The organism is Bordetella pseudohinzii (assembly GCF_000657795.2).
GTDB classification, from domain to species: Bacteria; Pseudomonadota; Gammaproteobacteria; order Burkholderiales; family Burkholderiaceae_B; genus Bordetella; species Bordetella pseudohinzii.
In genome coordinates this window covers 153,708-179,951 of record NZ_JHEP02000011.1, presented here as the reverse complement: position 1 = coordinate 179,951, position 26,244 = coordinate 153,708, and the positions used below count along the sequence as shown (strand labels likewise).

The following is a 26,244-nucleotide window of genomic DNA, read 5'->3' as shown; positions in this document are numbered from 1 at the left end:
CAAGCCGCCGGGGCCGCCGGGGCCGCCGGGGCCGGCGGCGTCGCGGCGGCGGCCGGCGCGGCGGGCTGGGCCGCCTTCGAGACCGGCTTGTCGCCCGCGCCCAGCTGGCGCAGCTTGTCGATGACCTCCAGCCAGTTGACGCGCTGGTCGGCATAGCGGCGGGTCTGCGCCTGCGGCGCCCAGAGCTCGATTTCGCCGATATAGAGCTGCTGCTTCAGCGGCTCGGTCGCGATGCGCCGCACGGCCAGCGAACTCCATCGCAGCAGGTCCTCGCCCGAGGCTTCGCGCACATCCAGCTGGCGCAGCCCCACGTCGCCCACCACCTTGATGGCCGGCGGCGCGTCCTTGGGCTGCTCGAAGCGCAGCTGCAGATCGGAATCCAGCAGCGCGCGCTGGACCTTGATGGGCAGCTTCATGGGCCAGACATCGGCCCATTTTTCCAGTTCCAGCCCCGAGAAATTGATGTTCAGGGTGGAGTGCGGCACCTCGTCAAAGGGGCGCGCCACGCCGTCCAGGTCGAAAGGGCTGCCATTGACCCGCAGATGCACCTTGGGCTGGACGTCGATGTCCGTGGCATAGCCGAAGGTCGAAATAAAGGGCACGCCCAGCGTGATCTCGTCGATGACCTGCTTGCGCCCCGTGACCTTGTCGTCCAGCCGTATGCTGCCGCCTTCGAGGCGCATATTGTTCAGCGAGAAGCGGGGCAGGCCCTCCTTGGCCTGCGGGTCGGGCGGCGTCTTGGCGGCCTCCTCGGCAAGCTTTTGCTGGATATCCGAAAAATTAAAGCGCGTGACGTCCTCGCGCACCAGGTCGACCTGGGGTTCGACCACGCGCACCGAATCGACCACGGGGGCGAACAAGACGAGGGAGCGCCAGGCCGCGCTGGCCTCCAGCAGCCCGACCTTCAGCAGCGGCGCCTCGGCTTGCGGCTGGGCGATCGCCAGATCATGCGCCCGCAGCGTGAGGGTGAAGGGATTGAAGGAGATGTCGCCCACGCTGACATCCCGGCCCAGCAGCGCGGCCACGTCCCCGGTCAGGGCGCCGCGCACCACCTTGGGCACCTGCCAGGCCGCCAGACCGGCCAGCAGGAGCATGACCAGCACGACCGCTCCCAGGATCTTCACGCCGCGGCGCGAAAGTTTCAGTGCAGGCATGCGAAAGGGCATCTCGACCACTCCTGACAGGTTTGCCGGGGATTATCGCGCCCCCGACTGGGCTCGTCTATCATAAGGCTGCGCGCCCGCTGGCGCGCGCCCTAGCCATCCCTCATCCTGATCTTTTGCCTTTTGAGATGTCTGACACCCTACCCTCCCTGAGCCATCTGGACGAAAGCGGCCAGGTTCGCATGGTCGATGTCGGCGACAAGGCCGATTCCGACCGCATCGCCATCGCGCAGGCCGCGGTGCGCATGAACCCTCAAGCCTATGGCCTCCTGACCCAGCCCGGCCAAGGCAAGGGGGAAGTCCTGAACACCGCCCGCGTCGCCGGGGTGCTGGCGGCCAAGCGATGCGCCGAGCTCATCCCGCTGTGCCACAGCCTGCCGCTGTCTTTCGTGGGGATCGAATTCTCGCTGGACGACCAGGCGCAGCGCATCGAGATCCGCGCCACCTGCCGCACACGGTACAAGACCGGCGTCGAAATGGAGGCCATGACCGCGGCCAGCGTGGCCGCGCTGACCATCTACGATATGTGCAAGGCGGCCGACAAGGGCATCGTGGTCGAACAGATACGCCTGGCATACAAGGCGGGAGGGAAAAGCGGTGAGTGGCGCAACGATTGAATTGCTGTACTTCGCCCGCGTGGCGGAGATGCTGGGCAAGCGCGGCGAGCGCCTGCCCCTGCCCGAGCCGGCCGACACCGTCCAGCTGCTGGCGGACCTGGCCGCGCGCTATCCGCAGCTCGACGCCGCCGGCCGCCTGAAGATCGCCGTCAACCAGACCCATGTCAAGGGGCGCGCGCCCCTGGCCGCGGGCGACGAAGTGGCGGTATTCGAACCCGTCACCGGGGGGTGAGGCCATGATTCTCGTCCAGGAGGCCGACTTCGACACGGCCGCCCTTGCCGCCGCCCTGCGCGCCGAAGTCGGCGCCCAGGCCGGCGCCATCGTGACCTTCACCGGCTATGTGCGAGACTACGCGCCCGGCCAGGCCACCGATACGCTTTACCTCGAACACTACCCGGGCATGTGCGAGCGCGAACTGCAGGCCATCGCCCAGACCGCGCGCGAGCGCTGGCAGCTGGCAGGCACCCTCATCGCCCACCGCGTGGGCGCCCTGCCGCGCGAAAGCCAGATCGTCTTCGTGGCCGCCGCCAGCGCCCACCGGGGCGACGCCTTTCGCGGCTGCGAATTCATGATCGACGCCCTCAAGACGCGCGCGCCCTTCTGGAAGCGCGAGACGCTGGCCGATGGCAAGCGTTTCTGGGTCGAGCAACGCGCCGACGACGAAGACCGCACCCGCGCCTGGGAAGACAACAAGGAGAAACCATGAACGCCGAAAGCCCTATCCCGCTGGCCTGCGCCGTGCTGACCGTCAGCGACACCCGCAGCGCCGGAGACGACACCTCGGGCAATCTCTTGGCCCAGAACCTGGCCCAGGCCGGCCATATCTGCGTGCGCCGCGAGATCGTGCGCGACGACATCTACCTTATCCGCCGCGTCCTGAGCGACTGGATCGCCGACCCCGAGGTGCAGGTCATCCTCACCACCGGCGGCACGGGCTTCTCGCACCGCGACGCCATGCCCGAGGCGGTGCGCCCGCTGTTCGACAAGGAGATCGACGGTTTCGGCGAGTTGTTCCGCCAGGTTTCCTATGAAGAGATCGGCTCGTCCACCATCCAGTCGCGCGCCCTGGCCGGCTATGCCAACCACACCGTGATCTTCTGCATGCCGGGCTCCAACAATGCCTGCCAAACGGCCTGGACGCGCATCATCGCCGAGCAGCTGGACAGCCGCCACAAGCCCTGCAACTTCGCCACCCACCTGTCGCGCAAGGACGCATCATGATGGAGTTCGACCAGGCCCAGGCGCAACTGGCCCAGGCCGCGCAAGCCATCACCCGCCGCGAAACCCTGCCGCTGGCCAGCCTGGCCGGCCGGGTGCTGGCGCAGGACATCCTGGCGACGCTGGACTTGCCGCCAGCCGACAACAGCGCCATGGACGGCTATGCCATCCGCCACGCCGACTACCAGGCCGGCCGCGCCCTGCCCGTGACCCAGCGCGTGTTCGCCGGCGACATGCCGGCCGCCCTGGCGCCCGGCCAGGCGGCCCGCCTCTTTACCGGCAGCCTGATGCCCGAGGGCGCCGACACCGTCGTCATGCAGGAAGACACTCGCGAGGCCGACGGCCAGGTCGAGATCCTGCAGGCGCCGCGCGCCGGACAGCATGTGCGCAAGCGCGGCGAGGACACGGCCGCCGGCCAGCCTCTGCTGGCCGCGGGCACGGTGCTGCAGGCCGCCCATATCGCCCTGCTGGCCTCGCAAGGCCTGGCCCAGGCCGAGGTCTACGGACGCCTGCGGGTGGGCATCCTCACCACCGGCGACGAACTGGTCCCGCCCGGCTCGCCCCGCCAGCCGCAACAGATCTACAACTCCAACGGCGCCATGCTGGCCGCCCTGGCCGAGGGCATGGGCGCCGAGGCCGCGCACGTGCTGCATGCGCGCGACGACGAGGCCAGCCTGAGCGCCGCCTTCGCGCGCCTGCTGCGCGATTGCGACCTGGTGCTCAGTGTGGGCGGCGTGTCCGTGGGCGAGCGCGATCTGGTCAAGCCGGTGCTGGAATCCATGGGCGCCTCGCTGGCGCTCTGGAAGGTCCGCATGAAACCGGGCAAGCCGGTGGCCCTGGCCCATGTCCAGGGCAAGCCCCTGGTCTGCCTGCCCGGCAATCCGGTCTCGGCCTACGCCGTCTTCACCGTGCTGGTGTCGCCGCTGCTGCGCCGCATGCAGGGCCGCGGCGAGATCTATCCGCGCGTGGACTGGGTGCCCCTGCGCACGGCGCGCACCCGCCGCGACGGGCGCGAGGAATTCCTGCGGGTGCGGTACCAGGCGGGCGAGACGCCCGAACTGCAGGCCTATGGCAATCAGGGCTCGGGCGTGATGAGTTCGCTGCCCTGGGCCAGCGGCCTGGCGCGCCTGCCCAGCGACACCGACATCGGCGACGGCACGCGCGTGCGCTATTACGACCTGCGCCTATGGCAGGCCTAGCCCTGCGCGAAAGCGAAGTCTTCCGCGGTGTTCAGGTTGAGAAAGGCCTGGGGCGCATCGTCGAACGCGACGTCGACGGCCCCGGCGCGATCCTGCCACCAGGCGACCTTGCGCTCGCCCGCGTCCAGGTAGGCGCGCAAATCGTCCAATAGCGCCGGGCGCAGCGCCATGCAGACCGCATGGCGGCGCCCCTGGCAGCTTGCCACGGCCAGGGGCGCGCCGCGGGCCAAGGCCGCCTGGGTCAAGCGCGCCGCCAGGTCTTGCGGGATCAGCGGCGTATCGCAGGGCACGCAGACCAGCCATTCTTCGGCGCAGGCCGCCAGGCCCGCGGCCAGGCCGGCCAGCGGCCCCTGCCACGCGCCCAGGCGGGCATCGTCGCCCACCACCTGCCCGAAGGCGGCATAGGCCTCGGCATTGCGGTTGGCGCTGATGATGAGCCGGCCGACCTGGGGGGCCAGGCGCTGGGCCACGTGGGCCACCAGGGGTTTGCCGCGCCAGGGCAGCAGCCCCTTGTCGGCCTCGTTGACGCGGCGTCCCTGGCCTCCGGCCAGGATCAGGCCCGCGATTGCGCTATCAGCCACCGATGTAACTCATTTCGATCTTGTCGCGGACGGCCGTGGCCTGCCCGCGGCGTTCGGAATAATTGTCCTGGCGCGCCGTCCAGATGCCGGCCAGCGCCGCGGCGATGGCCTCGTCGCCGGCCGTGCCGCGCAGCAAGGCGCGCACATCATGGCCGCGCGAGGCGAACAGGCACAGGAACAGCTGCCCCTCGGGCGACAGCCGGGCCCGCGTGCAGCCGCCGCAAAAAGCGTGCGTGACGCTGGAGATCAAGCCGATCTCGCCGGCCCCGTCGGCATAGCGCCAACGCTCGGCGACCCGCCCCATGGGCACGTCGTCGACAGGCGCCAGCGCGAAGTGCTCGCGCAGGCGCGCCAGCAACTCGTCGCTGGGCAGCACCTCGGCGACATTCCAGCCGTTGCTGTTGCCCACATCCATGTACTCGATGAAGCGCAGCACATGACCGCTGTGCCTGAAGCGGCGCGCCATCGGCAGGATTTCCGCGTCGTTGACGCCCCGGCGCACCACCATGTTGACCTTGACCGGCAGACCGGCCTCGGCCGCCGCGTCGATGCCCGCCAGGACGTCATCCGGCGTGTAGTCGGCATCGGCCAGGCGGGCGAAGCGCGCCGGATCCAGGGCGTCCAGGCTCACCGTGACCCGCGCCAGGCCGGCCGCCTTGAGCGCGCGCGCCTTGCGCGCCAGCAGGCTGGCGTTGGTGGTCAGCGTGAGATCCAGCGGCCGGCCTTGCGGCGTGCGCAGCTCGGCCAGCATGGCGATCAGCTTGTCGATGTCTTTGCGCAGCAGCGGCTCGCCGCCGGTCAGGCGGATCTTCTCGGTGCCCAGCCGCACGAAAATGCGCGCGGCCCGCGTGATTTCCTCGAAGGACAGCAGGGCCGCATGCGGCATGAAACGGTAGTGGGCGTCGAAGACCTCGCGCGGCATGCAATAGGTGCAGCGGAAGTTGCAGCGGTCCGTGACCGAGATGCGCAGGTCGCGCAAAGGACGCGCGCGCCGGTCCAGCAGCGGCTCGCCCTCGGGCGGCGGCGTGACGGCGGGGGGGCGCTCATCGGCAAGATAGATCACGGAGGACATAGCGGGATGATAGCCCCTGAAGCCCGGCTCAGGGAAACGCCTCGGCCAGGCTCATGAGGCGGCCGCAATCGCGCGCGTCATAACCGGGCAAGGCGCCGATATCGCCCAGATAGGCGGGGCTGCGCAAGGTCCGCAGGAAGTCCTGCATGGCCGGCTGGGCCAGCTCGGCCCGGCGCAGGGCAAAGAAATAGCGCTCCTGCACCAGGGGGATGAAATCCAGTCCGAAGCGCCGCGCCGCGGTCTCCACGCCCATGCCCACGTCGGCCATGCCGCTGGCGATGTGGGCGGCAATCGCCATATGCGTGAATTCATTGGTCTGGAAGCCCTGCACCTGGCCGACGTCGATGCCGCTGCGCTGCAGCAGAAGATGGACCAGGTAGCGGGTGCTGGACCCCATCTGGCGGTTGACGAAGCGCACGTCCGGCCGCGCCAGGTCGGCCACGCCGCGGATGCCCTTGGGATTGCCGGCCATGACGAAGAAACCGGTGTTGCGCACCGCCAGCTGGATGAGCATGTGCGCCTCGCGGTCCAGCCACTGCGCGTAATGGGCCAGGATGTCGCGCTCGAACTCGCCCTGAGGCAGCTGGAAACCGGCCAGGTCGCAATCGCCGCGCGCCAGCGATGCCAAGGCCTCGGCGGCATTGCGGTAGCGCAGCTCCACGCCCGCGCCGCGCTGCATCAGGGCCTCGACGGCGAAGCCGTGGCTGGCCTGCAGGCGCAGGGCCGGACGCTCCTGCGGCAGCAGGCGCTGCAGTTCTTCCTGCAGCTCGGACGCCAGGCTCTCCAGCGTGGGCGCCAGCCTGGCCTCGATGCGGCGGTTGGCCCACAGCAGGCGCTGCGCGAAAGGCGTGAGTTCGCTGCCCTGGCGCCGCCGGGTCTGGACCAGCGCCGTGCCGAAGCTGGCCTCGAAGCGGCGCAGCAATCCCCAGCCGTGGCGGTACGACAGTCCGCCGCTTTTGCAGGCGCCGGCGATATGCCCTTCGGCCTCGATGGCGGCCAAGAGGGCGAGCACGTCGTGCAGCGACGTCCCGGCCTTGTCGCCCTCGGACGCCAGATACCACTGGGGACGCAGGCCGATGCGGAAGTTATATGTCATTTATTGCATATTGAAGTGAGGCCGGCGGGCGATTAGAGTACCGCGAAGTTCTGGTTCTTTCCGCCATCTAATATGTATTTAAAAGCATATTAAACAGCCGAAAGACAGTAAGCAATCGGTTTTTGGCGCTGCCAGCGGCGCCGCCAGGAGACTCCATGGCCTTGGCCTGTACGCCCGCGGATGCGTCCGCCCCCGACCCTATCGCCACGGCGCGCCAGCTGGCCGCCCGCCATGCCGGCCAGCCCGGCGCCCTGCTGCCGCTGCTGCACGCCGTGCAGGAAGCCCTGGGCCATATCCCCGCCGAGACCGTCGCCGTCATCGCCGAGGCGCTGTCGCTGTCGCGCGCCGAGGTTCATGGCGTGCTGACCTTTTATCCGCATTTCCGCGGCGAACCGGGCGGCCGCCACACGCTGCAGATCTGCCGCGCCGAGGCTTGCCAGGCCATGGGGGGCGAGGCCATCGCGGCCCATGCCCGGTCCCGCCTGGGCTGCGATTTCCACGGCACCAGCGCCGACGGCGCCTTCAGCCTGGAGCCGGCCTATTGCCTGGGGCTGTGCGCCCAATCCCCCGCCCTCATGCTGGACGGCCAGCCCCATGCGCGCATGACGGCCGCCCGGCTGGACCGGCTGCTTGAAAAGGGGCGCCAGGCATGAGCGCCCCCATCCGCATCTATGTCCCGCGCGACGCGGCCGCCCTGGCCGTCGGCGCCGACGAGGTGGCCGGCGCCATCGCGGCCGAGGCCGCCCGCCTGGGCCAGGCCGTGGAAATCGTGCGCAACGGTTCGCGCGGCCTGCTGTGGCTGGAACCGCTGGTCGAGATCGCCACCCCCCAAGGGCGCATGGCCTATGGCCCGGTGGCGCCGGAGGATGTCGCCGCGCTGTTTGCCGCCGGCTGGCTTGCCGGGCAGGCCGCCCATCCCCTGGCCCATGGCCTGACCGAAGCCATCCCCTATCTGCGCCGCCAGGAAAGGCTGACCTTCGCGCGCGTCGGCGTCACCGACCCGCTGTCCATCCAGGACTATGCCGCCCATGGCGGCCTGGCCGGGCTGGAGCGGGCCTTGTCCATGACGCCGGCGCAGATCGTCGAGGAAGTCACCGCCTCGGGCCTGCGCGGACGCGGCGGCGCGGCCTTCCCCACCGGCGTCAAATGGAAGACGGTGCTGGGCGCGTCCTCGGCCACCAAGTACATCGTGTGCAATGCCGACGAAGGCGACTCCGGCACGTTTGCCGACCGCCTCCTCATGGAAGGCGACCCTTACGCCCTCATCGAGGGCATGACCATCGCCGGCCTGGCCGTCGGTGCCCATTACGGCTATATCTACGTCCGCTCCGAGTATCCGCACGCCATCGCCACGCTGCGCGCGGCCATCGAACGGGCGCGCGAAGTCGGCTGGCTGGGCGCGGACATCCACGGCAGCGGCAGGCGCTTCGACCTGGAAGTGCGCCAGGGCGCGGGCGCCTATATCTGCGGCGAGGAGACCTCGCTGCTGGAAAGCCTGGAAGGCAAGCGCGGCGTGGTGCGCGCCAAACCGCCCCTGCCCGCGATCAGCGGCCTGTTCGGCCAGCCGACCGTCATCAACAACGTGATCTCGCTGGCCACCGTGCCCACCATCCTGGCGCGCGGCGCGGCCTATTACCGCGACTATGGCGTGGGCCGCTCGCACGGCACCCTGCCCTTCCAGCTGGCCGGCAATATCAAGCAGGGCGGCCTGGTCGAGAAAGCCTTCGGCCTGAGCCTGCGCGAGCTGCTTTATGACTTCGGCGGCGGCAGCGCCAGCGGACGGCCGCTGCGCGCCGCGCAGGTCGGCGGCCCCCTGGGCGCCTACTTGCCGGAATCCCAATGGGATGTGCCGCTGGATTACGAAGCCTATACCGCCATCTCGGCCATGGTGGGCCACGGCGGCGTGGTCGCCTTCGACGACAGCGTGGACATGGCCCGCATGGCGCGCTATGCCATGGAATTCTGCGCCATCGAGTCCTGCGGCAAATGCACGCCCTGTCGCATCGGCTCCACGCGCGGCGTCGAGACCCTAGACCGCATCGTCGCCGGCGGGCCCGCCCGCGAGGCGCAGATCCACCTCCTGCGCGACCTTTGCGACACCATGCTGGGCGGCTCGCTGTGCGCCCTGGGCGGCATGGCGCCTTATCCGGTGCTGTCCGCGCTGAACCACTTCCCCGAAGACTTCGGGCAGGCCGCCTGAAGGAGAACGATATGCTCGAAACCGTGATCAAACGCGACCGCGACCTGGGCACGCCCGCGCGCGCGAGCGAACGCCTGGTGACGCTCACCATCGACGGGCAGGCCATCTCCGTGCCCGAGGGCACCTCGGTCATGCGCGCGGCCGCCGAGGCCGGCATCAACATCCCCAAGCTTTGCGCCACCGACAGCCTGGAGCCCTTCGGCTCCTGCCGTCTCTGCCTGGTGCAGATCGAAGGCCGGCGCGGCTATCCGGCCTCGTGCACCACGCCGGCCGAGGAAGGCATGGTGGTGATGACCGAGACGCCCAAGCTGCGCGACCTGCGTCGGGGAGTGATGGAGCTTTATATTTCGGACCACCCCTTGGACTGCCTGACCTGTCCGGCCAACGGCGATTGCGAGCTGCAGGACATGGCCGGCGTGGTGGGCCTGCGCAATGTGCGCTATGGCCAGACGGGCGCCAATCACCTGCAGGCGGCCAAGGATGAGTCCAATCCGTATTTCAGCTACGACCCGTCCAAGTGCATCGTGTGCAACCGCTGCGTGCGCGCCTGCGAGGAGACCCAGGGCACTTTCGCCCTGACCATCTCCGGCAAGGGCTTCGCCTCGCGCGTCTCGCCGGGCCAGGACCAGCCCTTCATGGAGAGCGAATGCGTCTCCTGCGGCGCCTGCGTGCAGGCCTGCCCGACGGCCACCCTGCAGGAAAAGACCGTCATCATGATGGGCCAGGCCGAGCACTCCGTCATCACCACCTGCGCCTATTGCGGCGTGGGCTGCGGCTTCAAGGCCGAAATGAAGGGCCAGGAAGTGGTGCGCATGGTGCCCTGGAAAGACGGCCAGGCCAATCGCGGACACTCCTGCGTCAAGGGCCGTTTTGCCTGGGGCTACACCACGCACCGCGAGCGCGTGCTCAAGCCCATGATACGCAAGCGCATCACCGATCCCTGGCGGGAAGTGTCCTGGGACGAAGCCATCCAGTACGCGGCCTCGGAATTCCGCCGCATCCAGGCCCGCCACGGGCGCGATGCCGTGGGCGGCATCACCTCCTCGCGCTGCACCAACGAAGAAACCTGGCTGGTGCAGAAGCTGGTGCGCGCGGCCTTCAACACCAACAACGTCGACACCTGCGCGCGCGTCTGCCATTCGCCCACGGGCTATGGCCTGAAGCAGACGCTGGGCGAGTCGGCCGGCACCCAGACCTTCGACTCGGTGATGCACAGCGATGTCGTCATCGTGATGGGCGCCAATCCCAGCAGCGGCCATCCGGTCTTTGCCTCGCGCCTGAAAAAGCGCCTGCGCCAGGGCGCGCGGCTCATCGTCATCGATCCTCGCCGCATCGAGCTGGTGGACTCGCCGCACATCAAGGCCGATTACCACCTGCAGGTGCGCCCCGGCACCAATGTGGCCCTGCTGACGGCGCTGGCCCATGTCATCGTCACCGAGGGCCTGGTCGACGAGGCCTTTGTCGCCGAGCGCTGCGAAGCCCCGGCCTTCGAGCAATGGAAGGCCTTCGCGGCGCGCCCCGAGCACTCGCCGGAGGCCACCCAGGAAATCACCGGCGTGCCGGCGCAGCTGGTGCGCGGCGCGGCCCGCCTGTACGCGGGCGGGGGCAATGGCGCCATCTACTACGGCCTGGGCGTGACCGAGCACAGCCAGGGGTCGACCACGGTCATGGCCATCGCCAACCTGGCCATGGCCACGGGCAATGTGGGACGCGAGGGCGTGGGCGTGAATCCGCTGCGCGGCCAGAACAATGTCCAGGGCTCTTGCGACATGGGCTCCTTCCCGCATGAGCTGCCCGGCTACCGGCATATCTCCGACGATGGCGCGCGCGGCCTGTTCGAGGCCGACTGGGGCGTGACGCTGCAGCCCGAGCCCGGCCTGCGCATCCCCAATATGTTCGAGGCCGCGCTGGCGGGCAGCTTCCTGGGCCTGTACTGCCAGGGCGAGGACATCGTGCAATCCGATCCCAACACCCAGCACGTGGCCGCCGCCTTGTCGGCCATGGAGTGCATCGTGGTGCAGGATCTCTTCCTGAACGAAACGGCCAAGTACGCGCACGTCTTCCTGCCTGGCTCGTCCTTCCTGGAGAAAGACGGCACCTTCACCAACGCCGAGCGCCGCATTTCGCGCGTGCGCAAGGTCATGGAGCCGCGCAACGGCATGGCCGACTGGGAAATCACCATGGCCCTGTCCAATGCGCTGGGCTATCCCATGCACTACCGGCATCCCGCGGAAATCATGGCCGAGATCGCGCGCCTGACGCCCACCTTCGCCGGCGTGAGCTACGACAAGCTGGACCGCGCGGGCAGCCTGCAATGGCCCTGCAACGACGAGGCCCCGGACGGCACGCCCATCATGCACGTCGAGGGTTTTGTGCGCGGCAAGGGCCGCTTCATGATCACGCGCTACGTCCCCACCGACGAGCGCAGCACGCGGCGCTTCCCGCTGCTGCTCACCACGGGGCGCATCCTGTCGCAATACAACGTGGGCGCGCAGACGCGGCGCACCGAGAACGTGCGCTGGCATGCCGAGGACGTGCTGGAAATCCATCCCCAGGACGCCGAGGACCGCGGCGTGCGCGAGGGCGATTGGGTGGGCATACAGAGCCGGGCGGGGGAGACGGTGCTGCGCGCCACCCTGACTGACCGCGTCCAGCCGGGCGTGGTATATACGACATTCCACTTCCCGGAATCCGGCGCCAACGTGGTCACGACCGACAACTCCGATTGGGCGACCAACTGCCCCGAATACAAGGTGACGGCGGTGCAGGTCACGCGGGTATCGCAGCCCTCGGAATGGCAGCGGCAATGGACGCGCTTTACCGAGACGCAGCATCGCCTGCTGCGCGAACGCGACAGCGCCGCGATCGCCGGGAAATAACGCCCTGCGAAGACCCGATATGACCGCCTCCCCCGCAAACGCCTGGCCCGATCACCGCGACGTCGACGTATGGCGCGTGCGCGAAGGACGCAAGCAGGCCGCGCCCGAGGCGGACCGGCTGGCCGAAGAAACGCCGGTCGCGCTGGAGTTCAATGGCATCAGCCACGCGACCATGCTGGCCACGCCCCGCGATCTGGAAGACTTCGCGCTGGGCTTCGCCCTCACCGAGGGCATCGTCGGCGCGGCCAGCGATGTGCGCGGCATCGACCTGGATGCGCGCGCCGACGGCATCGTGGTGCAGCTGGAGATCGCCACGGCCTGCGAAGTGCGCCTGAAAGAAAGGCGCCGCGCCATGGCCGGGCGCACCGGCTGCGGCCTGTGCGGCGTGGAGACACTGCCCGAAGTGCTGCGTCCGGTCGCCCCCCTGCCGGCCTTGCCGCCGCTGCCGCTGGCCAGCCTGCTGTCGGCCATGCGCGCCTTGCGCGCCCGCCAGCCCCTGCACGACCTCACCGGCGCCACGCACGCGGCGGGCTGGGCCGACGCCGCCGGCGACGTGCGCATCGCGCGCGAAGACGTGGGACGCCACAACGCCCTGGACAAGCTCATCGGCGCGCTGGCCCGCGCCGGCCTGCCCGGCCCGCAAGGCATGGCCGTGGTTTCCAGCCGGGCCAGTTTCGAAATGGTCCAGAAGACCGCCAGCGCCGGCATCGGCGTGCTGGGCGCCGTTTCCGCGCCCACCGCGCTGGCCCGTCGCCTGGCCGAGCAGACCGGCCTGACCCTGGCCGGCTTTGTGCGCGGGGCCGACGCCACGCTCTACACCCATCCCGGCCGGCTCTATTGAGGCCGGCCGCCACACTTCCCATCCGCATGGACGCCACCAATCTCATCCGCATGGCCAATCGCATCGGCGATTTCTTCGAGGCCTATCCCGACAACGCCGAGGCGCTGGAGGGCATCGCCAACCACATCGAGAAATTCTGGGAGCCTCGCATGCGCTGGCAACTGCTGGACTTCCTGGCCGAGCATCCCGATGGCCAGGCGCCCGGGATCGCCCTGCATCCCCTGCTGCGCCAGGCCGTGATGCGGAACAGCGCCCGCCTGACGCCCCGGCAGGCCCGCCGGGCCTAGCTTCCCGCCGTCCCGGGCCGGGCGAAAAACGGCTACATTGCCAGCCTATGCCCTCCCCCTCTTCTTCCCTGGTCCAATGGACCGACGCCGACGGCCGCCCCCGCCAGGCCCGCTGGCAATCGGAAAGCGGCGCCCCGGCGCCTGCCCGCATCGAAGTCATCGACGACCGCATGCCGGCCGACGCCGCCTACCGCAAAGCCTGCGAAGGCACCGCGCTGCTGTGGCGCGGCGATTTCCATAACGCCCGCCAGCTGCTGCAAGCCATGGCCCGGCGCCTGGACAAGCGCCCGCCCAAGCTGGCCGACACCCCGCGCGAGCGCTTCAACCAGCATCGTATGTGGCAGGCGCAGCGCGCGCGCACGCTGGGCAGGCTGCTGGTCGAGATCGGCGCCGATGGGGCGCTGGATCTGCGCCGCGCGCCGGCGGCCGCCCCGGCCTGCGCGGCCGCGGGCATCGAGACGCCCTGCCTGATGTCGCTGCGCGAGCTGCAGGGCCTGCTGGGCGCCCATGAATGGCAAAAGAAAGGCGTGCCCATCCCCGCCCTGGACGGCCAGCACATCCATCCCTGCTATGGCGTGTATTCGCCCGTGCGCGGCGAGTATATCGACCTGGTGGCGCGCGCGCCGCTGCCGCAGGGCCCCATCTTCGATATCGGCACCGGCACCGGCGTGCTGGCCGCCGTGCTGGCGCGCCGCGGCTCGCATCCCGTCACCGCCACCGACCTGGATCCGCGCGCCCTGGCCTGCGCCCGCGACAATCTGCGGCGGCTGGGCCTGGAGGCGCGGGTCAGCCTGCGGCAGGCCGATCTGTTTCCCGAGGGCCGCGCCGCGCTCATCGTCTGCAATCCGCCCTGGCTGCCGGCCAAGCCGAGTTCGCCCATCGAGCACGCCGTCTACGACCCGGACAGCCGCATGCTGCGCGCCTTTCTGCAAGGACTGCCGGCGCATCTGCTGCCCGGCGGCGAAGGCTGGCTCATCCTCTCCGACCTGGCCGAGCATCTCGGCCTGCGCGGCCCGGATGAGCTCCAGGACTGGATTGCCCAGGCCGGCCTGCGCGTGATCGAACGCCATACCGCGCGGCCCTTGCACCCGCGCGCCCGGGACGACAAGGACCCGCTGCACATGGCGCGCTCGCGCGAGCTGACCTCGCTCTGGCGCCTGGCCATCGCCTGATGCCTGTCCGGCGCGCGGCCGCCGGGCGCTCAACCGCCGCCGGCCAGCCCCGCCAGGGCGCCGGCGGCCAGCAGCCAGAGCGGATGCAGGCGCGACAGCGTGGCGGCCAGCGCCGCCAGGCCCGCGATGGCGGCCGTCACCCAGCTATGGACCGAGGCATGGGTGATCAGCGCCGCGCTGGCCGCCATCAGCCCGGCGGTCATGGGGAAAATCCCGGCCTGCGCCACGGCGCGCCAGGGCTTGTCCTTGAAACGCTCCCAAAGACGCAGGACCAGCACCACCACCACGGACGACGGCCCGAACTTGGCGACCGTCGTCACCAGCATGCCCATCCACCCGGCCACATGCCAGCCCACCAGGGTGACGACCATGAGATTGGGGCCGGGCGCGGCCTGGCCCAGGGCGAACAGGGCGCTGAACTCGGCCGCCGACATCCATTGGTGCACCTCGACCACCTGGCGCTGCATCTCGGGCAGGATGGTGTTGCCGCCGCCGAAGGCCAGCAGCGACAGCTGGGTGAAGATGATGGCCAGCGAAACCAGCACCGACATCATCGCCGCCGCCGCCAGGTCAGGAAGATGCTCAAGGGGGTGAGCGCCAGCATGGTGGGCAGCAGCGGCAGGCGCAGCACGGCGATGGCCGCGAAACAGGCCAGGGCGATCGCGATGCCCGGCCCGTTGCCGCGCAGCGGCCTGGCGATCTTGACGGCCATGGAGATCAGCAGCCCGGCCGCCGCCGCGGCCAGGCCGGCGAACATATGCTGGATGCGCGGGTCGCTTTCATAGCGCTGGTAGACCGAGCCCAGCGCGATCACGATGAGGGAGGGCGCCAGGATCAGGCCCATCAGGGCGGCAAACGCGCCCCGGGGCCCATGAAAGCGCGCGCCGACCGCCACCGACAAATTGATCACATTGCCGCCCGGCAGGAATTGGCACAGCCCCAGCAGGTCGGTGAATTCCTCGCCGGTCAGCCAGCCCTCTTTCTCCACCAGCATGCGGCGCGCCAGCGGCAGCGCGCCGCCGAAGGCGGTGACGCCCAGGCGGAAGAAGCCATAGAAAAGCTGTGCGCAGGAGGGCCGGCCGGGTTCGGCCGTGGGCGGTGTCGCGGTCATGGCAGGCTCGCGGGTCCGGGCGAGGTTCAAACAATGGCGGCAAGCCTACTCCTGGCCGAAGCCGCGGGCAAATACCGCGCCCGGCCCTGAGGGGCGCGCGCAACAGCGGCCGGTTTGCGCTGGCGCAGAGACGGCGCCGCCGATGTGATTTACAGTGAGCCTAGATGCGCCTTTCCGGCGCCTTTCAAGGAGGAAGATCATGAAGCCGGTTGTCGTCCCCGTCGACGGTTCGGAACATGCGCTGCGCGCCCTGTCGGCCGTCCTCAATCCCAAGCTCTACCCCCGGCTGGGCCGCGTGCACCTGGTCACGGTGCAGCCTCCGCTGCTGCGCCAGGGCTTGCACCTGGGCCTGACGCAGGAAGATATCGACGCCTATCACGCCGAAGAAAGCGCCACGGCCCTGAAAGACGCGCTCGAATTGCTGGACAAGGCCGGCATGCCCTATGAGGTGCACAATGAAATCGGCGTGGTGGCCGAGACCATCGTCAAGGTGGCCCGCGACAGCCAGGCCAGCGAAATCGTCATGGGTTCGCGCGGGCTGGGGTCCGTGGCCAGCGTGCTGCTGGGATCGGTGGCCACCAAGGTGATCAGCCTGGCCGACTGCCCCGTCACCCTGGTGCACTGAGCAGCCAGACCGGACGGCCGGGTGCCGTAGAATCGCGGGCTCGCTTGCATCGCCAGCCTCATGTCCCGCTCTCCGCTCTACCCGGTCGTCCTGCTTCTCATTGCCATGGCCTCGCTGCAAGGCGGCGCGGCGCTGGCCAAGACGCTCTTTCCCGCCGTGGGCGCCCAGGGCACCGCAGCGCTGCGCCTGGTTTTCTCGGCGCTCATCCTGCTGCCCATCCTCCAGCCCTGGCGCCTGAAGCTCGATGCGCGGGGCTGGCGCGACGTCGCCCTCTACGGGCTGACGCTCGGCGGCATGAACCTGATGTTCTACATGGCGCTGCGCACCGTGCCGCTGGGCGTCGCCGTGGCGCTGGAGTTCACCGGCCCCTTCGCCGTCGCCGTGCTGACCTCGCGCCGCCTGGGCGACTTTGCCTGGATCGCGCTGGCGGCCGCCGGCCTGTTGGCGCTGATCCCGCATGGCGCCAGCCTGAGCCGCCTGGATCCCGTAGGCGTGGCCTATGCCCTGGCCGCCGGCCTGTGCTGGGCGCTCTACATCGTCTTCGGCCAGCGCGCCGGCCTGCGCCACGGATCGCGCACGGTGGCGCTGGCCGCGGGCATCGCCGCCCTGGGCGTGCTGCCCTTCGGCCTGGCGCACGCGGGCGCGGCGGCCCTGTTCGCGCCCGGGCTGCTGCCCTGGGCGATTGCCGTGGCCGTCCTGTCCAGCGCCCTGCCCTATGCGCTGGAGATGCAGGTGCTGCAACGCCTGCCGGCCCGCGCCTTCGGCACCCTGCTCAGCCTGGAGCCGGTCTTCGGCGCCCTGTCGGGCCTGCTCTTCCTGGGCGAGACCCTCAGTCTGCGGCAATGGCTGGCCGTGGCCGCCATCGTCATCGCCTCGGCCGGCATCACCGCCAGCAGCCGGCGCCGCGGCTAGCCGGCGCAAAGGCCAGGCGGCGGCAGGGTTATGTTTGCGCCGGCCGATGGCGCCTGCTCAAATAGCGGCTCCTCTTTCGCAGACATGGAGCACACATGAGCCAGCACAAAGTCGCCATCATCACCGCCGGAGGCAGCGGCATGGGCGCGGCCGCCGCCCGCAAGCTCGCCGAGGACGGTTTTCGGGTGGCGATCCTGTCCTCCTCGGGCAAGGGCGAAGCCCTGGCCGCGGAACTGGGCGGGCTGGGCCTGACCGGCTCCAACCTGTCGGTCGACGACATCGCCCGTCTGGTCGAGGCCACCATGCAGCGCTGGGGACGCATCGACGCGGTGGTCAACAGCGCCGGCCATGGCCCCAAGGGCAAGCTGCTGGAGATCAGCGACGCGGACTGGGCGCGCGGCATGGAGTTCTATCTGCTGAACGTGGTGCGCATCACCCGCCTGGTGGCGCCCATCATGCAGGCCCAGCGGGGCGGCTCCATCGTCAATATCTCGACCTACGCCACCTTCGAGCCCGAAGCGGCTTTTCCGACCTCGGGCGTGTTCCGGGCCGGGCTGGCGGCCTTCACCAAGCTGTTCTCGGATGAGTACGCGGCATCCAATGTGCGCATGAACAATGTGCTGCCCGGCTTTATCGACAGCCTGCCCGAGAAGGACGAGCGGCGCGGGCGCATCCCCATGGGCCGCTATGGCCGCGCCGAGGAGGTCGCCGACCTCATCGCCTTCCTGGCCTCGGCGCGCTCCAGCTATATCACCGGCCAGAACATCCGGATCGACGGCGGCATCACCCGCTCGGTCTAGGGCCTGCGCGAAACGCTTTCCGGCGCGGGCAGGCCCGGCCCGAGCTGGCGATGGACATCCTGGGCCAGGCGCAGCAATTCCTCGCGCGGCACTTCGCCCGACAGCGCATAGCCCAGGCTGCCCTCGATCCAGTAGAAGACCCCCACCGGCCCGTCCTGCATATAGCGGAAGGCCGCCGCCTCGCCCTTGGCCTCGTGGGTCAGGTAGAGCGTCAGGCGCTGGCCCGAGGCCGAGCTGTACATCAGCTGCGCCACCGCGCCGCGCCCGCCCGGCAGCACGCGCCCGCCCACCAGCTCGTATCCAGCGCCCGCGAGCGCGGGCGCGCGGACCTGGGCGCCCAGGCGCCGGGTGAGCCAGGTGACCATGGCCTGCTCCTGGTCTGCGCCCACCTCCACCGGCCGCCGCATATCGGCGGCGAACACCGCATGCGCCACGGCCGCGCGCTGCGCGAAGCCGCCGCTGTCGACGGCCTGGGCGACCTGGCTGCGCTGCGCGCGCGCGTCCAGGGCGCCGCGCGCCACCCAGGCCGCCCCGCCGCTGGCCACGGCGATCAGCAAGCCGGCCGCCAGCGCCCAGCCCCAGTTGCGGGCGGGCGCGGCGCGCAGGGGCAGGCGCAGCGGCAGCGGTTCGTCCAGCACGCCGTCCAGGTGGGCGCGCAAGCGCTGTTTCTGCTCCGTCCATTGCGCCACCTGGCGCCGGGCGGCCTCATTGCCCGCCAGATAGGCCTGGACCTCCTCGCGCCGCTCGGGCGGCAGCTGCCCATCGACCAGGGCATGCAGGTCCGCCTCGGCGATGGGAGCGGAGGGAGCGATCGCGTCGTCTTTCATGGTTTGATGCGGTGCAAAGTGGCCGAGGCCGGCGGCGCGTCGGCCAACAGGGCGGCCAGCCGCTCACGGGCCCGCGACAGGCGCGACATGACCGTGCCCACCGGCACGTCCAGCACGCGCGCGGCTTCCTGGTAGCTGAATTCCTCCACCGAGACCAGCAGGATGACGGCGCGCAGTTCGGGCGACAGCCGGGACAGGCAACGGTCCAGGTCGCGCACCGCCAGGCCGTCGTCCTGGGTGGCGCGGGTCGGGAGATCCTGCATGGCGGACTCGGCCGCGAACGGGGGCTGGCGGTTCTGGGCGCGCAGCCCGTCGATGAAATGGTTGTGCATGATGCCGAACATCCAGGCGCGCAGTTCGCCGCGGCGCTGCCAGCGCGAATAGCGGCTCCAGGCCCGCTCCAGCGTATCCTGCACCAGATCGTCGGCCCGATCGCGGTCGCCCGTCAGCCCGCGGGCATAGCGCCGCAGGCTGGGGATGCAGGCCACGATCAAGGCTTCGATATCACCGGACATGAGAATCCCGTATCAGGGCTTCACAATGTGCCACACGTCCTTGAAATTGTCGCCCGTCTTGTCGCCGGCCTTGCCGTCCTTGGCGAACAGATACAGCGGCTTGCCCTTGTAGGCCCATTGTTTGCCGCCATCGTCGCGCGTGACGATGCTCCAATCGCCCTGCGGCTTGGCATCGGCGGCGGCGGCCAGCGGCGGCCAGGCCTTGGCGCAGGCGTCGTTGCAGACGCTCTTGCCGCTGCCGGCCGTGTCCTTGTCGAAGGTGTACAGCGTCATGCCCTTGGCATCGACCAGCATGCCGGCCTCGGTCTTGGCCGGGGCTTGGGCATAAACACTGCTGGCGGCCAGGCCCAGGCCCGCCAGGGCCAGTGCGGCGTAGTATCGCTTCATGATGTCGCTCCTCGAATGAAAGTGGGGTGTTGCGCAGCTATAGACGAAGCCGGCAACGGAAATATTCCCCCGAGGACGCGCAAAAAACCGGGGACGCAGCGGGTGTCGGACACCGGGACAGACCCACCTCCCCCGCGCCACCCCGCCCCGCGGCGTCTGACACCTCCTGCGACGGCGGCGGCAAGGACGACAACACCGGCGGCGCGCCAACGACCGCGGCGACCTCACCCCGCCCGGTCGCGCGCCTCGTGCAGCATGTGCACGGTGATCTTGCGCACCACCGACTTGGACAATTCGATATGGGCGCGCAACATGCGGGCCGCCTCGGCCGCGCGGCGGGCGAGGATGGCGCGCAGGATGGCGGCATGCTCGTCATAGGTCGCGTCCACGCGGAAGTCCTTGGTGAAGTCCAGCCGCCGGATGATGCGGATTTTCTCGGTGACCTCGCGATGGACCTGCGCCATCTCGGCATTGCCGGCGGCGGCCACCACCGCGCAATGAAAGGCTTCGTCCAGCTGGGCGACCAGCCGGCCGTCGCCGATGCGCTCTCCGGGCGGGACGAACCACACCTCCTGCAGGGCGCCCAGCCGGCCGGCCAGGTCCATGGGCTCGCGCGCGCAGAGGCGCTCCACGGCCGCCTGCTCCAGCACGATGCGCAGGTCGTACAAAGCCTCGAAGCGCTCGAAGTCAAAGGGCCGGACCTGCCAGCCCGCGCGCGGCCGGGCCAGCAGGAAGCCTTCGCGCTCCAGCCGCGCCAGGCCCAGCCGCACCGGCGTGCGGCTCACGCCCAGGCGCTGGGCGATGTCGGCCTCGGTGAAGAGATCGCCCGGCAGGAGGCGGAACTCGAACAAATCGTCCTTGATCTGTTCATAGACCACATCGGCCAGCGATCCCGGCGACAGCCGGCCCGGCATCGGGCTGATCCGCAAGGCGGTGCGCATCTCAAAGCACCGGCGCGGAAACGGTTTCCTCGGCCAGCACGACCAAGGCGTCGCCGCTGTTGACCTGCTTGCCCGGGGTGCAGCGGATGGCCCGCACCACGCCGGCCGCCGGCGCGATCACCGCCAGCTCCATCTTCATGGCCTCGATGATCACCAGGGTGTCGCCCGCGGCCACGCTCTGGCCGACCGTGACCGGCACCTTCCAGACGCTGCCGCACATATCGGCCGCCACCAGGGTTTCGTCCTCGGCCAGGTCGGCCGCCTCGTCCGTGTCGGGCAAGGCCTCGCGCACGACCGTGTCCTCATGCTTCCACAAGGCCACCTCGGCGTCGAAGGCGGTTTTCTGGCGCGCCTGGAAGGCGGCGATGCTGGCGGCCTCTTCCGCCAGAAAACGCTGGTGCGCCGCGAAGTCGAAGACTTCCTCTTCGATGCGCAGCGAGGCGCGTCCTTCGCGGAAGTCCGCCCGCAGGACATCGAGCTCGGCCTCGCTGACCGGGTAGAAGCGCACCTGGTCGAAAAAGCGCAGCAGCCAGGGCTTGCCATCCTGGAACACCGCATTCTTGAGGAATTTGTTCCAGATGGGCAGGGTGCGGCCCACCAGTTGATAGCCGCCCGGGGAGTCCATGCCATAGATGCACATATACACGCCGCCTATCCCCACCGTGCCTTCGGCCGTGAAGGTGCGCGCCGGGTTGTACTTGGAGGTCAGCAGGCGATGGCGCGGGTCGATGGGCACGGCGCAAGGCGCGCCCAGATAGACATCGCCCAGGCCCATGATGAGATAGCTGGCCTCGAACACGATGCGCTCGACGTCCTCGCGCCGCGTCAGCCCGTTGATGCGCTGGATGAAGTCCACATTGTTGGGCAGCCAGGGCGCCTGCGGGCGCACCGTTTCCTGGTAGCGCCGCACCGCGCCCAGCGTGGCGCTGTCTTCAAACGCCATGGGCAGATACACCACCCGAGTGGGGATTCTCAGCGTGGCCACATCGGCCAGCCCGGCCTCGATGCGCAGGAGTTTTTCGATCAGCGCGTCCTGGCGGATGTCACGGCTGTCATAGCGTATCTGCAGCGAACGCACGCCGGGCGACAGCTCGCGCACGCCGGCGATCGGATCGGCGGCCAGGGCCTCCATCAGCAGATGCACGCGCATGCGCAGCGCCAGGTCCAGCACATTGTCGCCGTACTCCAGCAGGAGATAGCCATCGCCGGCCTGCCGGTAGGCCACGGCGGGCCGGCCCTCGCGCGCCGGCAGCTCGGCCACCACCGTCTCCGACACGGTGGCGGCGCGGGCCGCGCCGGCCGGGACCGCCTCGGGCCGCAGGGGCGTCAAGGTGGCGATGGCGCGATCCTGCGCGGCTTCCAGGGCCACGGCGGCTTCATAGCTGATGCGCTTGAAGCGGATGCGGTCGCCCGGTTTGACCTGGCCCACTTTCCAGAGCTCCGCGCGGGCAATCGTGGCCGGGCAGACAAAGCCGCCCAGGCTGGGGCCGTCGCGCGTCAGGATGACGGGGCTGTCGCCGGTGAAGTTGATGCTGCCGATGGCGTATTCGCAATCGTGGATGTTGGAAGGGTGCAGGCCGGCCTCGCCGCCGTTCTCGCGCGCCCAGGCGGGCTTGGGGCCGATCAATCGCACCCCCAGCCGGTTGGAGTTGTAGTGCACCTCCCAATCCGCGGCAAAAAAACTGTCCATGGCTTCGGGGGTGAAGAAATCGGGCGCGCCGTGCGGCCCATAGAGCACGCCGATTTCCCAATGCTGGCCATAGGCCGGGATCAGGGCCTCGGGCGCGGCGGCCGGCGCCAGCGCGGCGGGCGACGCGAGGCTGGCCGGCAGATCCGGACGCCCCAGCGGCAGCATATCGCCCATGCGCAGCACGCGGCCGGCATGTCCGCCGAACTGCCCCAGCGCGAAGGTGGAGCGGCTGCCCAGATAGACCGGCACGTCCAGGCCTTCGCGCACCGCGAGATACAGGCGGCAGCCATTCTGCACTCGGCCGGTGACCAGCACCTGTCCGCTCTTGACCGCGATGGGCCGCCACATGGGGACCGGCTCGCCGTCCAGCGTGGCCGCGCAGGATGCGCCGGTCAGCGCGATGAGGGCATCGCCATGGAAGCGCAGCGACGGCCCCAGCAAGGTGGCTTCCAGGCCGGCCGCGCCGGGGGCGTTGCCCACGATGCGGTTGGCCAGTCGGAAGGCATAGTCGTCCATGGGACCGGAGGGCGGCACGCCGATGTCCCAATATCCCTCGCGGCCCGGATAGTCCTGCACGCTGGTGTAGGTGCCGGGTTCCAGCACCTCCAGCATGGCGGGACGGTAGTCGAAGCTCTCAAGGAAGCGCGTGCTGAGGTGGCCGGCGCGGAAAGCCGGATCATCGACGATCTGGCGCAGGTAATCGAGATTGGTCGCGATGCCGTGCAGCCGCGTGGCGCCCAGCGCTTCGGACAGCCGCCGCAGGGCCTCGGCCCGGTCGCGTCCATGCACGATGAGCTTGGCCAGCAGCGGATCATAGAAGGCGGGCACCTCGGTGCCAGTCGAGATCCAGCCGTCGACCCGCGGCCCGGGCGGGAAACTCACCTCGGTCAGCACGCCCGGAGAAGGCTGGAACTGCTTGAGCGGATCCTCGGCATAGAGGCGCACCTCGATGGCCGCGCCTTCGGGCGGGCGCGCCATCGCCTCCCAATCGAGCGCATCGCCGGCGGCCACGCGCAACATGCATTCCACCAGGTCCAGGCCGGTCACGCACTCGGTCACCGGATGCTCGACCTGCAGGCGCGTGTTGACCTCCAGGAAGTAGAACTGGCCGGCGCGCTCGTCGTAGATGAATTCCACCGTGCCGGCCGAACGATAGTTGACCGAGGCGCCCAGGCGCACCGCGGCATCCAGCAGCGCGGCGCGCGTGGCCTCGGGCAGATGCGGCGCCGGCGTTTCTTCTATCACTTTCTGGTTGCGGCGCTGCACCGAGCAATCGCGCTCGCCCAGGGCCACCACCCGGCCCTGGCCATCGCCGAAGATCTGCACCTCCACATGCCGGGCGCGGTCCACATAGCGCTCGATGAACACGCCGCCATCGCGGAAGAAGTGTTCGCCCAGGCGCTGCACGCCCTCGTAGGCCGCTGTCAGCTCGGCCTCATTGGCGCAGCGCGACAGGCCGATGCCGCCCCCGCCCGCCGTGCTCTTGAGCATGACCGGATAGCCGATGCGTTCGGCCTCCAGCAAGGCCTGCCCCAGATTGGGCAGCAGGCCGGTGCCGGGCGTCATGGGCACGCCGGCGGCCTGCGCCAGCTCGCGCGCGCGGTGCTTCAGCCCGAACTCCTCGATCTGGCCGGGCGTGGGCCCCACGAAGGCCAGGCCCGCGGCCTCGCAGGCCGCCGCGAATTCCGCGCTCTCGGAAAGAAAACCATAGCCGGGGAAAACCGCCTGCGCGCCCGTGCGGCGCGCCGCCTCCAGCAGCAGGTCGATGCGCAGATAGCTGTCGGCGGCCTTCTCGCCGCCCAGGGCGATGGCCACGTCGGCCTGGCGCACATGCGCGGCGTCGCGGTCCGCGTCGGAGTAGACGGCCACGCTGCGCACGCCCAGGCGTTTGAGGGTGCGAATGGCGCGCAAGGCGATTTCGCCGCGATTGGCGATCAATACAGTGTCGAACATGATGCCCCTCCCTGGATCAGGCTCGGGAGGCGGCCAGAAAGGCACGCCAACCGCCGAATGAAGTGATGTCGCGCGCGCCTTGCAGGCCATGCGGCTCGCAGATAAAGCCCTTGACCTCGCGGCCGTCGGCCAAGGCCAGCGTGCCTATGCCCAGGGGCGCGGGGATCTCGGCGACAAAGGCGCCGAAGTGGGCGCTGGGCACGTCCCAGAGCTCGACCACGATGCCGGCCCCGTCTTCGGCCACCCTGGCCAGCCCCGGCTTGGGCGGCGTGGTGTTGGCCAGCGCATAGAGGCGGTACTCGGCCGCCGTGCGGGTCTCTTCCACCAGCCGCGCCTGGCGCGAGGTCAGTTGATGGTTCAGCGGCATGCCGGTCAGGTGCGCCCCGACCACGGCCACGCGCACGGTATCGGCCGGCGCCGGCGGCGGGCCGGCATCGGCCGGCAAGGGCTTGCCCGTGGCGCCCAGCGGCAGACGCAGCGCCGCCTGCCAGCGCTGCCCGAATGCCGCCAGTCCATGGTCCTGCCAGGCCAGGCCGATGAAGGTGATGCCGGCCGGCAGCCCGTCGGCGCGCATGCCCGCGGGCACCGCCAGCGCCGACAGGTCGGCCAGGTTGGCGAAGTTGGTATAGATGCCCAGGCGCGAGTTCAGCGTCACCGGATCGGATTGCAGCTGCTCGATGGTGTAGATGGACGGCGACGTCGGCACGACCAGGGCATCGAAACCGGCCAACGTGTCCTGGATGCGCCGCGCGAGCTCGGCGCGGCGGTACTCGGCGACAAAGGCATCGGTGGCGCTGAAGCCCTGGGCCTGTTCGACGATGCCGCGCACCACGGGATGGATGGCGTCGGGCTGCTCGCGCCACAGCGGCTGCACGGCGGCGAAGCGCTCGGCGACCCAGGGGCCCTGGTAGAGCAGCGCGGCCAGTTCGGCAAAGGGTGTGAAGTCGATGGTCTCTATCTGCGCGCCCATCTCCTTCAGCCGCGCCAGGGCGGCCTCGTGCACCTGCCTGGCGGCCTCGTCGCCGAAGAACTCGCACTGCGCCGGCACGGCCAGGCGCGGCGGCGTATGCCAGGGCAGGCGCGCGCCCAAGGGCTCGGGACGGGAATAGGCATCGGCGCCGTCATAGCCGCCGGCGATGTCGGCCACGGCCAGGGCGTCCTCCACCGTCAGCGCGAACACCGACACGCAGTCCAGGGTGCGGCAGGCCGGCACCACGCCGGCCGCGCTCAGCCAACCGCGCGTGGGCTTGAGGCCCACGATGTTGTTGAAACCGGCCGGCACGCGGCCCGAACCCGCGGTATCGGTGCCCAGCGAAAACGGCACCAGGCCGCGCGCCACCACCGACGCCGACCCCGAGCTGGAGCCGCCGCTGATATAGCGCGCATCGAAGCTGTTGCTGACCGCGCCATGCGGCGAGCGGGTGCCCACCAGGCCGGTGGCGAATTGGTCGAGATTGGTCTTGCCCACCAGGATGGCGCCGGCCGCGCGCAGACGCGCCACCACCGTGGCGTCGGCCTGGGGCCGGTAGGCAAAGGGCGGGCAGGCGGCCGTGGTCGGCCAGCCCCGCGCATCGATATTGTCCTTGACCGCGAAAGGCACGCCATATAGCGGCAGACGCCGCATATCGCCCGATGCGGCGTGTAGGCGTTCGGCCAGAGCGGCCAATTGCGCGGCCAGCCCGTCGGCGTCCAGACGCGCGATCCAGGCATTGTCGCCACCGTCGCCGGCCGCGAAGGCGGCAAGCAATGTCTCGGGCGTAGCGCCCTCCCGGTAAGCCTGGCGCCATTGCGCCAGCGTCCATCCCTGGGTTTGTGCAGCGGGGGCATTCATGCTGGGATCCTCTGTTGTGTACGAGTACGGATACCCAAGCAATCCGTGTGCCATCTCCGGCCCCCCGGCCTGGCCGGGCCCGCCCTTGCCCTCTGGAGGCGGGCCGTCCCGCCCGCGCACGCGCTCGCGCGGGCGGGCGCGGCGCCGCCGCTTTCACGCACGCTCCCGGGCACGCCAGGCACCGTTTTTGTGCGCGCCGCACCAGGCCGGCTCTTGCCCGCCCCGCCAGGTAAACCCGCGTCACGCCCGCCTTTCCCCATGAAACGCGGCCGGCGCGGCAGCCTGGCACAGACCTTGCTTGGCTCCCTGTGCCCGAAGCACAGGCA

The 26,244-nt window shown here is 70.0% G+C and carries 26 protein-coding genes; 14 read left to right on the top strand and 12 right to left on the bottom strand.

The features are described from left to right. The coding region (locus tag L540_RS15340; protein ID WP_048026496.1) for a DUF748 domain-containing protein at positions 1 to 1,166 on the bottom strand (1,166 nt) is incomplete at its 3' end. Between the two features lie 125 nt (positions 1,167 to 1,291). Here L540_RS15340 and moaC point away from each other — a divergent pair. From moaC to L540_RS15315, 5 genes are read left to right on the top strand one after another with little or no spacing between them, the layout of a single operon-like run. Further along, positions 1,292 to 1,780 (top strand): cyclic pyranopterin monophosphate synthase MoaC, encoded by a 489-nt coding sequence (gene moaC / locus L540_RS15335; protein WP_043215525.1) that lies wholly within the window; start codon positions 1,292 to 1,294, stop codon positions 1,778 to 1,780. Beyond that, positions 1,761 to 2,012 (top strand): molybdopterin converting factor subunit 1, encoded by a 252-nt coding sequence (gene moaD / locus L540_RS15330; protein WP_048026493.1) that lies wholly within the window; start codon positions 1,761 to 1,763, stop codon positions 2,010 to 2,012. Before moaC ends, moaD begins: the two co-directional genes overlap by 20 nt. A gap of 4 nt (positions 2,013 to 2,016) precedes the next feature. Beyond that, on the top strand, positions 2,017 to 2,487 hold the full coding sequence (locus L540_RS15325) for a molybdenum cofactor biosynthesis protein MoaE (RefSeq protein ID WP_043214505.1): 471 nt from the start codon (positions 2,017 to 2,019) through the stop codon (positions 2,485 to 2,487). Further along, positions 2,484 to 3,002, top strand: a complete 519-nt coding sequence (gene moaB / locus L540_RS15320) for a molybdenum cofactor biosynthesis protein B (protein ID WP_043214503.1) — start codon at positions 2,484 to 2,486, stop codon at positions 3,000 to 3,002. Before L540_RS15325 ends, moaB begins: the two co-directional genes overlap by 4 nt. Beyond that, positions 2,999 to 4,198 (top strand): molybdopterin molybdotransferase MoeA, encoded by a 1,200-nt coding sequence (locus L540_RS15315; protein ID WP_043214502.1) that lies wholly within the window; start codon positions 2,999 to 3,001, stop codon positions 4,196 to 4,198. Before moaB ends, L540_RS15315 begins: the two co-directional genes overlap by 4 nt. Here L540_RS15315 and mobA read toward each other — a convergent pair. Genes mobA through L540_RS15300 form a run of 3 tightly spaced genes read right to left on the bottom strand, consistent with a single transcriptional unit; the run spans position 4,195 to position 6,947 of the window. Beyond that, positions 4,195 to 4,779, bottom strand: coding sequence for a molybdenum cofactor guanylyltransferase MobA (gene mobA / locus L540_RS15310; protein WP_043214500.1), 585 nt, complete (start codon positions 4,777 to 4,779; stop codon positions 4,195 to 4,197). The genes L540_RS15315 and mobA overlap by 4 nt on opposite strands. Continuing rightward, the gene (gene moaA, locus L540_RS15305) at positions 4,772 to 5,851 is read right to left on the bottom strand and encodes a GTP 3',8-cyclase MoaA (RefSeq protein ID WP_043214497.1); all 1,080 of its coding nucleotides are present in this window, start codon (positions 5,849 to 5,851) and stop codon (positions 4,772 to 4,774) included. Before moaA ends, mobA begins: the two co-directional genes overlap by 8 nt. 28 nt (positions 5,852 to 5,879) lie before the next feature. After that, positions 5,880 to 6,947 (bottom strand): substrate-binding domain-containing protein, encoded by a 1,068-nt coding sequence (locus tag L540_RS15300; RefSeq protein ID WP_043214495.1) that lies wholly within the window; start codon positions 6,945 to 6,947, stop codon positions 5,880 to 5,882. A gap of 155 nt (positions 6,948 to 7,102) precedes the next feature. Between L540_RS15300 and L540_RS15295 the strand changes: the two genes are divergently transcribed. Genes L540_RS15295 through L540_RS15270 form a run of 6 tightly spaced genes read left to right on the top strand, consistent with a single transcriptional unit; the run spans position 7,103 to position 14,326 of the window. Further along, positions 7,103 to 7,600, top strand: coding sequence for a formate dehydrogenase subunit gamma (locus L540_RS15295; protein WP_043214492.1), 498 nt, complete (start codon positions 7,103 to 7,105; stop codon positions 7,598 to 7,600). Beyond that, positions 7,597 to 9,147 carry a formate dehydrogenase beta subunit gene (locus L540_RS15290; protein ID WP_043214490.1) on the top strand — a complete coding sequence of 517 codons (1,551 nt, stop codon included), beginning with the start codon at positions 7,597 to 7,599 and terminating at the stop codon, positions 9,145 to 9,147. The genes L540_RS15295 and L540_RS15290 overlap by 4 nt, the downstream gene beginning before the upstream one ends. Before the next feature lie 11 nt (positions 9,148 to 9,158). Then, positions 9,159 to 12,026, top strand: a complete 2,868-nt coding sequence (gene fdhF / locus L540_RS15285) for a formate dehydrogenase subunit alpha (protein WP_043214488.1) — start codon at positions 9,159 to 9,161, stop codon at positions 12,024 to 12,026. Positions 12,027 to 12,045: 19 nt separating this feature from the next. Then, the gene (gene fdhD / locus L540_RS15280) at positions 12,046 to 12,867 is read left to right on the top strand and encodes a formate dehydrogenase accessory sulfurtransferase FdhD (protein ID WP_043214485.1); all 822 of its coding nucleotides are present in this window, start codon (positions 12,046 to 12,048) and stop codon (positions 12,865 to 12,867) included. A gap of 26 nt (positions 12,868 to 12,893) precedes the next feature. Next, complete coding sequence (locus L540_RS15275) at positions 12,894 to 13,154, top strand: formate dehydrogenase subunit delta (RefSeq protein WP_043214483.1); 261 nt, start codon at positions 12,894 to 12,896, stop codon at positions 13,152 to 13,154. 47 nt (positions 13,155 to 13,201) lie between these two features. Beyond that, positions 13,202 to 14,326, top strand: a complete 1,125-nt coding sequence (locus tag L540_RS15270) for a methyltransferase (protein WP_043214482.1) — start codon at positions 13,202 to 13,204, stop codon at positions 14,324 to 14,326. Positions 14,327 to 14,355: 29 nt separating this feature from the next. Here L540_RS15270 and L540_RS15265 read toward each other — a convergent pair whose 3' ends face one another. Beyond that, entirely contained in the window at positions 14,356 to 14,880 is a 525-nt protein-coding gene (locus L540_RS15265; RefSeq protein ID WP_043214480.1) for a chromate transporter, read from the bottom strand. Next, a complete protein-coding gene (locus L540_RS15260) occupies positions 14,877 to 15,437 on the bottom strand; it encodes a chromate transporter (RefSeq protein WP_043214479.1) in 561 nt (186 codons plus the stop codon). Before L540_RS15260 ends, L540_RS15265 begins: the two co-directional genes overlap by 4 nt. A 199-nt stretch (positions 15,438 to 15,636) precedes the next feature. Between L540_RS15260 and L540_RS15255 the strand changes: the two genes are divergently transcribed. The 3 genes from L540_RS15255 to L540_RS15245 all read left to right on the top strand — a co-directional run bounded on the left by L540_RS15255 (position 15,637) and on the right by L540_RS15245 (position 17,774). Continuing rightward, the gene (locus L540_RS15255; RefSeq protein WP_043214476.1) at positions 15,637 to 16,062 is read left to right on the top strand and encodes a universal stress protein; all 426 of its coding nucleotides are present in this window, start codon (positions 15,637 to 15,639) and stop codon (positions 16,060 to 16,062) included. Positions 16,063 to 16,167: 105 nt separating this feature from the next. Next, positions 16,168 to 16,974, top strand: coding sequence for an EamA family transporter (locus tag L540_RS15250; protein ID WP_109842549.1), 807 nt, complete (start codon positions 16,168 to 16,170; stop codon positions 16,972 to 16,974). 95 nt (positions 16,975 to 17,069) lie between these two features. Next, positions 17,070 to 17,774: an SDR family oxidoreductase gene (locus L540_RS15245; RefSeq protein ID WP_043214472.1), complete on the top strand. Its 705-nt coding sequence runs from the start codon at positions 17,070 to 17,072 to the stop codon at positions 17,772 to 17,774. Here L540_RS15245 and L540_RS15240 read toward each other — a convergent pair. The 6 genes from L540_RS15240 to atzF form a co-directional block, all read right to left on the bottom strand. Then, positions 17,771 to 18,601 (bottom strand): anti-sigma factor family protein, encoded by an 831-nt coding sequence (locus L540_RS15240; protein ID WP_043214470.1) that lies wholly within the window; start codon positions 18,599 to 18,601, stop codon positions 17,771 to 17,773. The two genes, L540_RS15245 and L540_RS15240, sit on opposite strands and share 4 nt — an antisense overlap. Then, on the bottom strand, positions 18,598 to 19,116 hold the full coding sequence (locus tag L540_RS15235; RefSeq protein WP_043214465.1) for an RNA polymerase sigma factor: 519 nt from the start codon (positions 19,114 to 19,116) through the stop codon (positions 18,598 to 18,600). The genes L540_RS15240 and L540_RS15235 overlap by 4 nt, the downstream gene beginning before the upstream one ends. A gap of 12 nt (positions 19,117 to 19,128) precedes the next feature. After that, complete coding sequence (locus tag L540_RS15230; protein WP_043214464.1) at positions 19,129 to 19,503, bottom strand: COG4315 family predicted lipoprotein; 375 nt, start codon at positions 19,501 to 19,503, stop codon at positions 19,129 to 19,131. A 224-nt stretch (positions 19,504 to 19,727) separates the two neighbouring features. Next, on the bottom strand, positions 19,728 to 20,444 hold the full coding sequence (locus L540_RS15225) for a GntR family transcriptional regulator (protein ID WP_043214461.1): 717 nt from the start codon (positions 20,442 to 20,444) through the stop codon (positions 19,728 to 19,730). Between the two features lies 1 nt (position 20,445). Next, a complete protein-coding gene (gene uca / locus L540_RS15220) occupies positions 20,446 to 24,087 on the bottom strand; it encodes an urea carboxylase (RefSeq protein WP_043214460.1) in 3,642 nt (1,213 codons plus the stop codon). A 16-nt stretch (positions 24,088 to 24,103) separates the two neighbouring features. Further along, positions 24,104 to 25,918, bottom strand: coding sequence for an allophanate hydrolase (atzF, locus tag L540_RS15215; protein ID WP_043214457.1), 1,815 nt, complete (start codon positions 25,916 to 25,918; stop codon positions 24,104 to 24,106). Between the last annotated feature and the right edge of the window lie 326 nt (positions 25,919 to 26,244).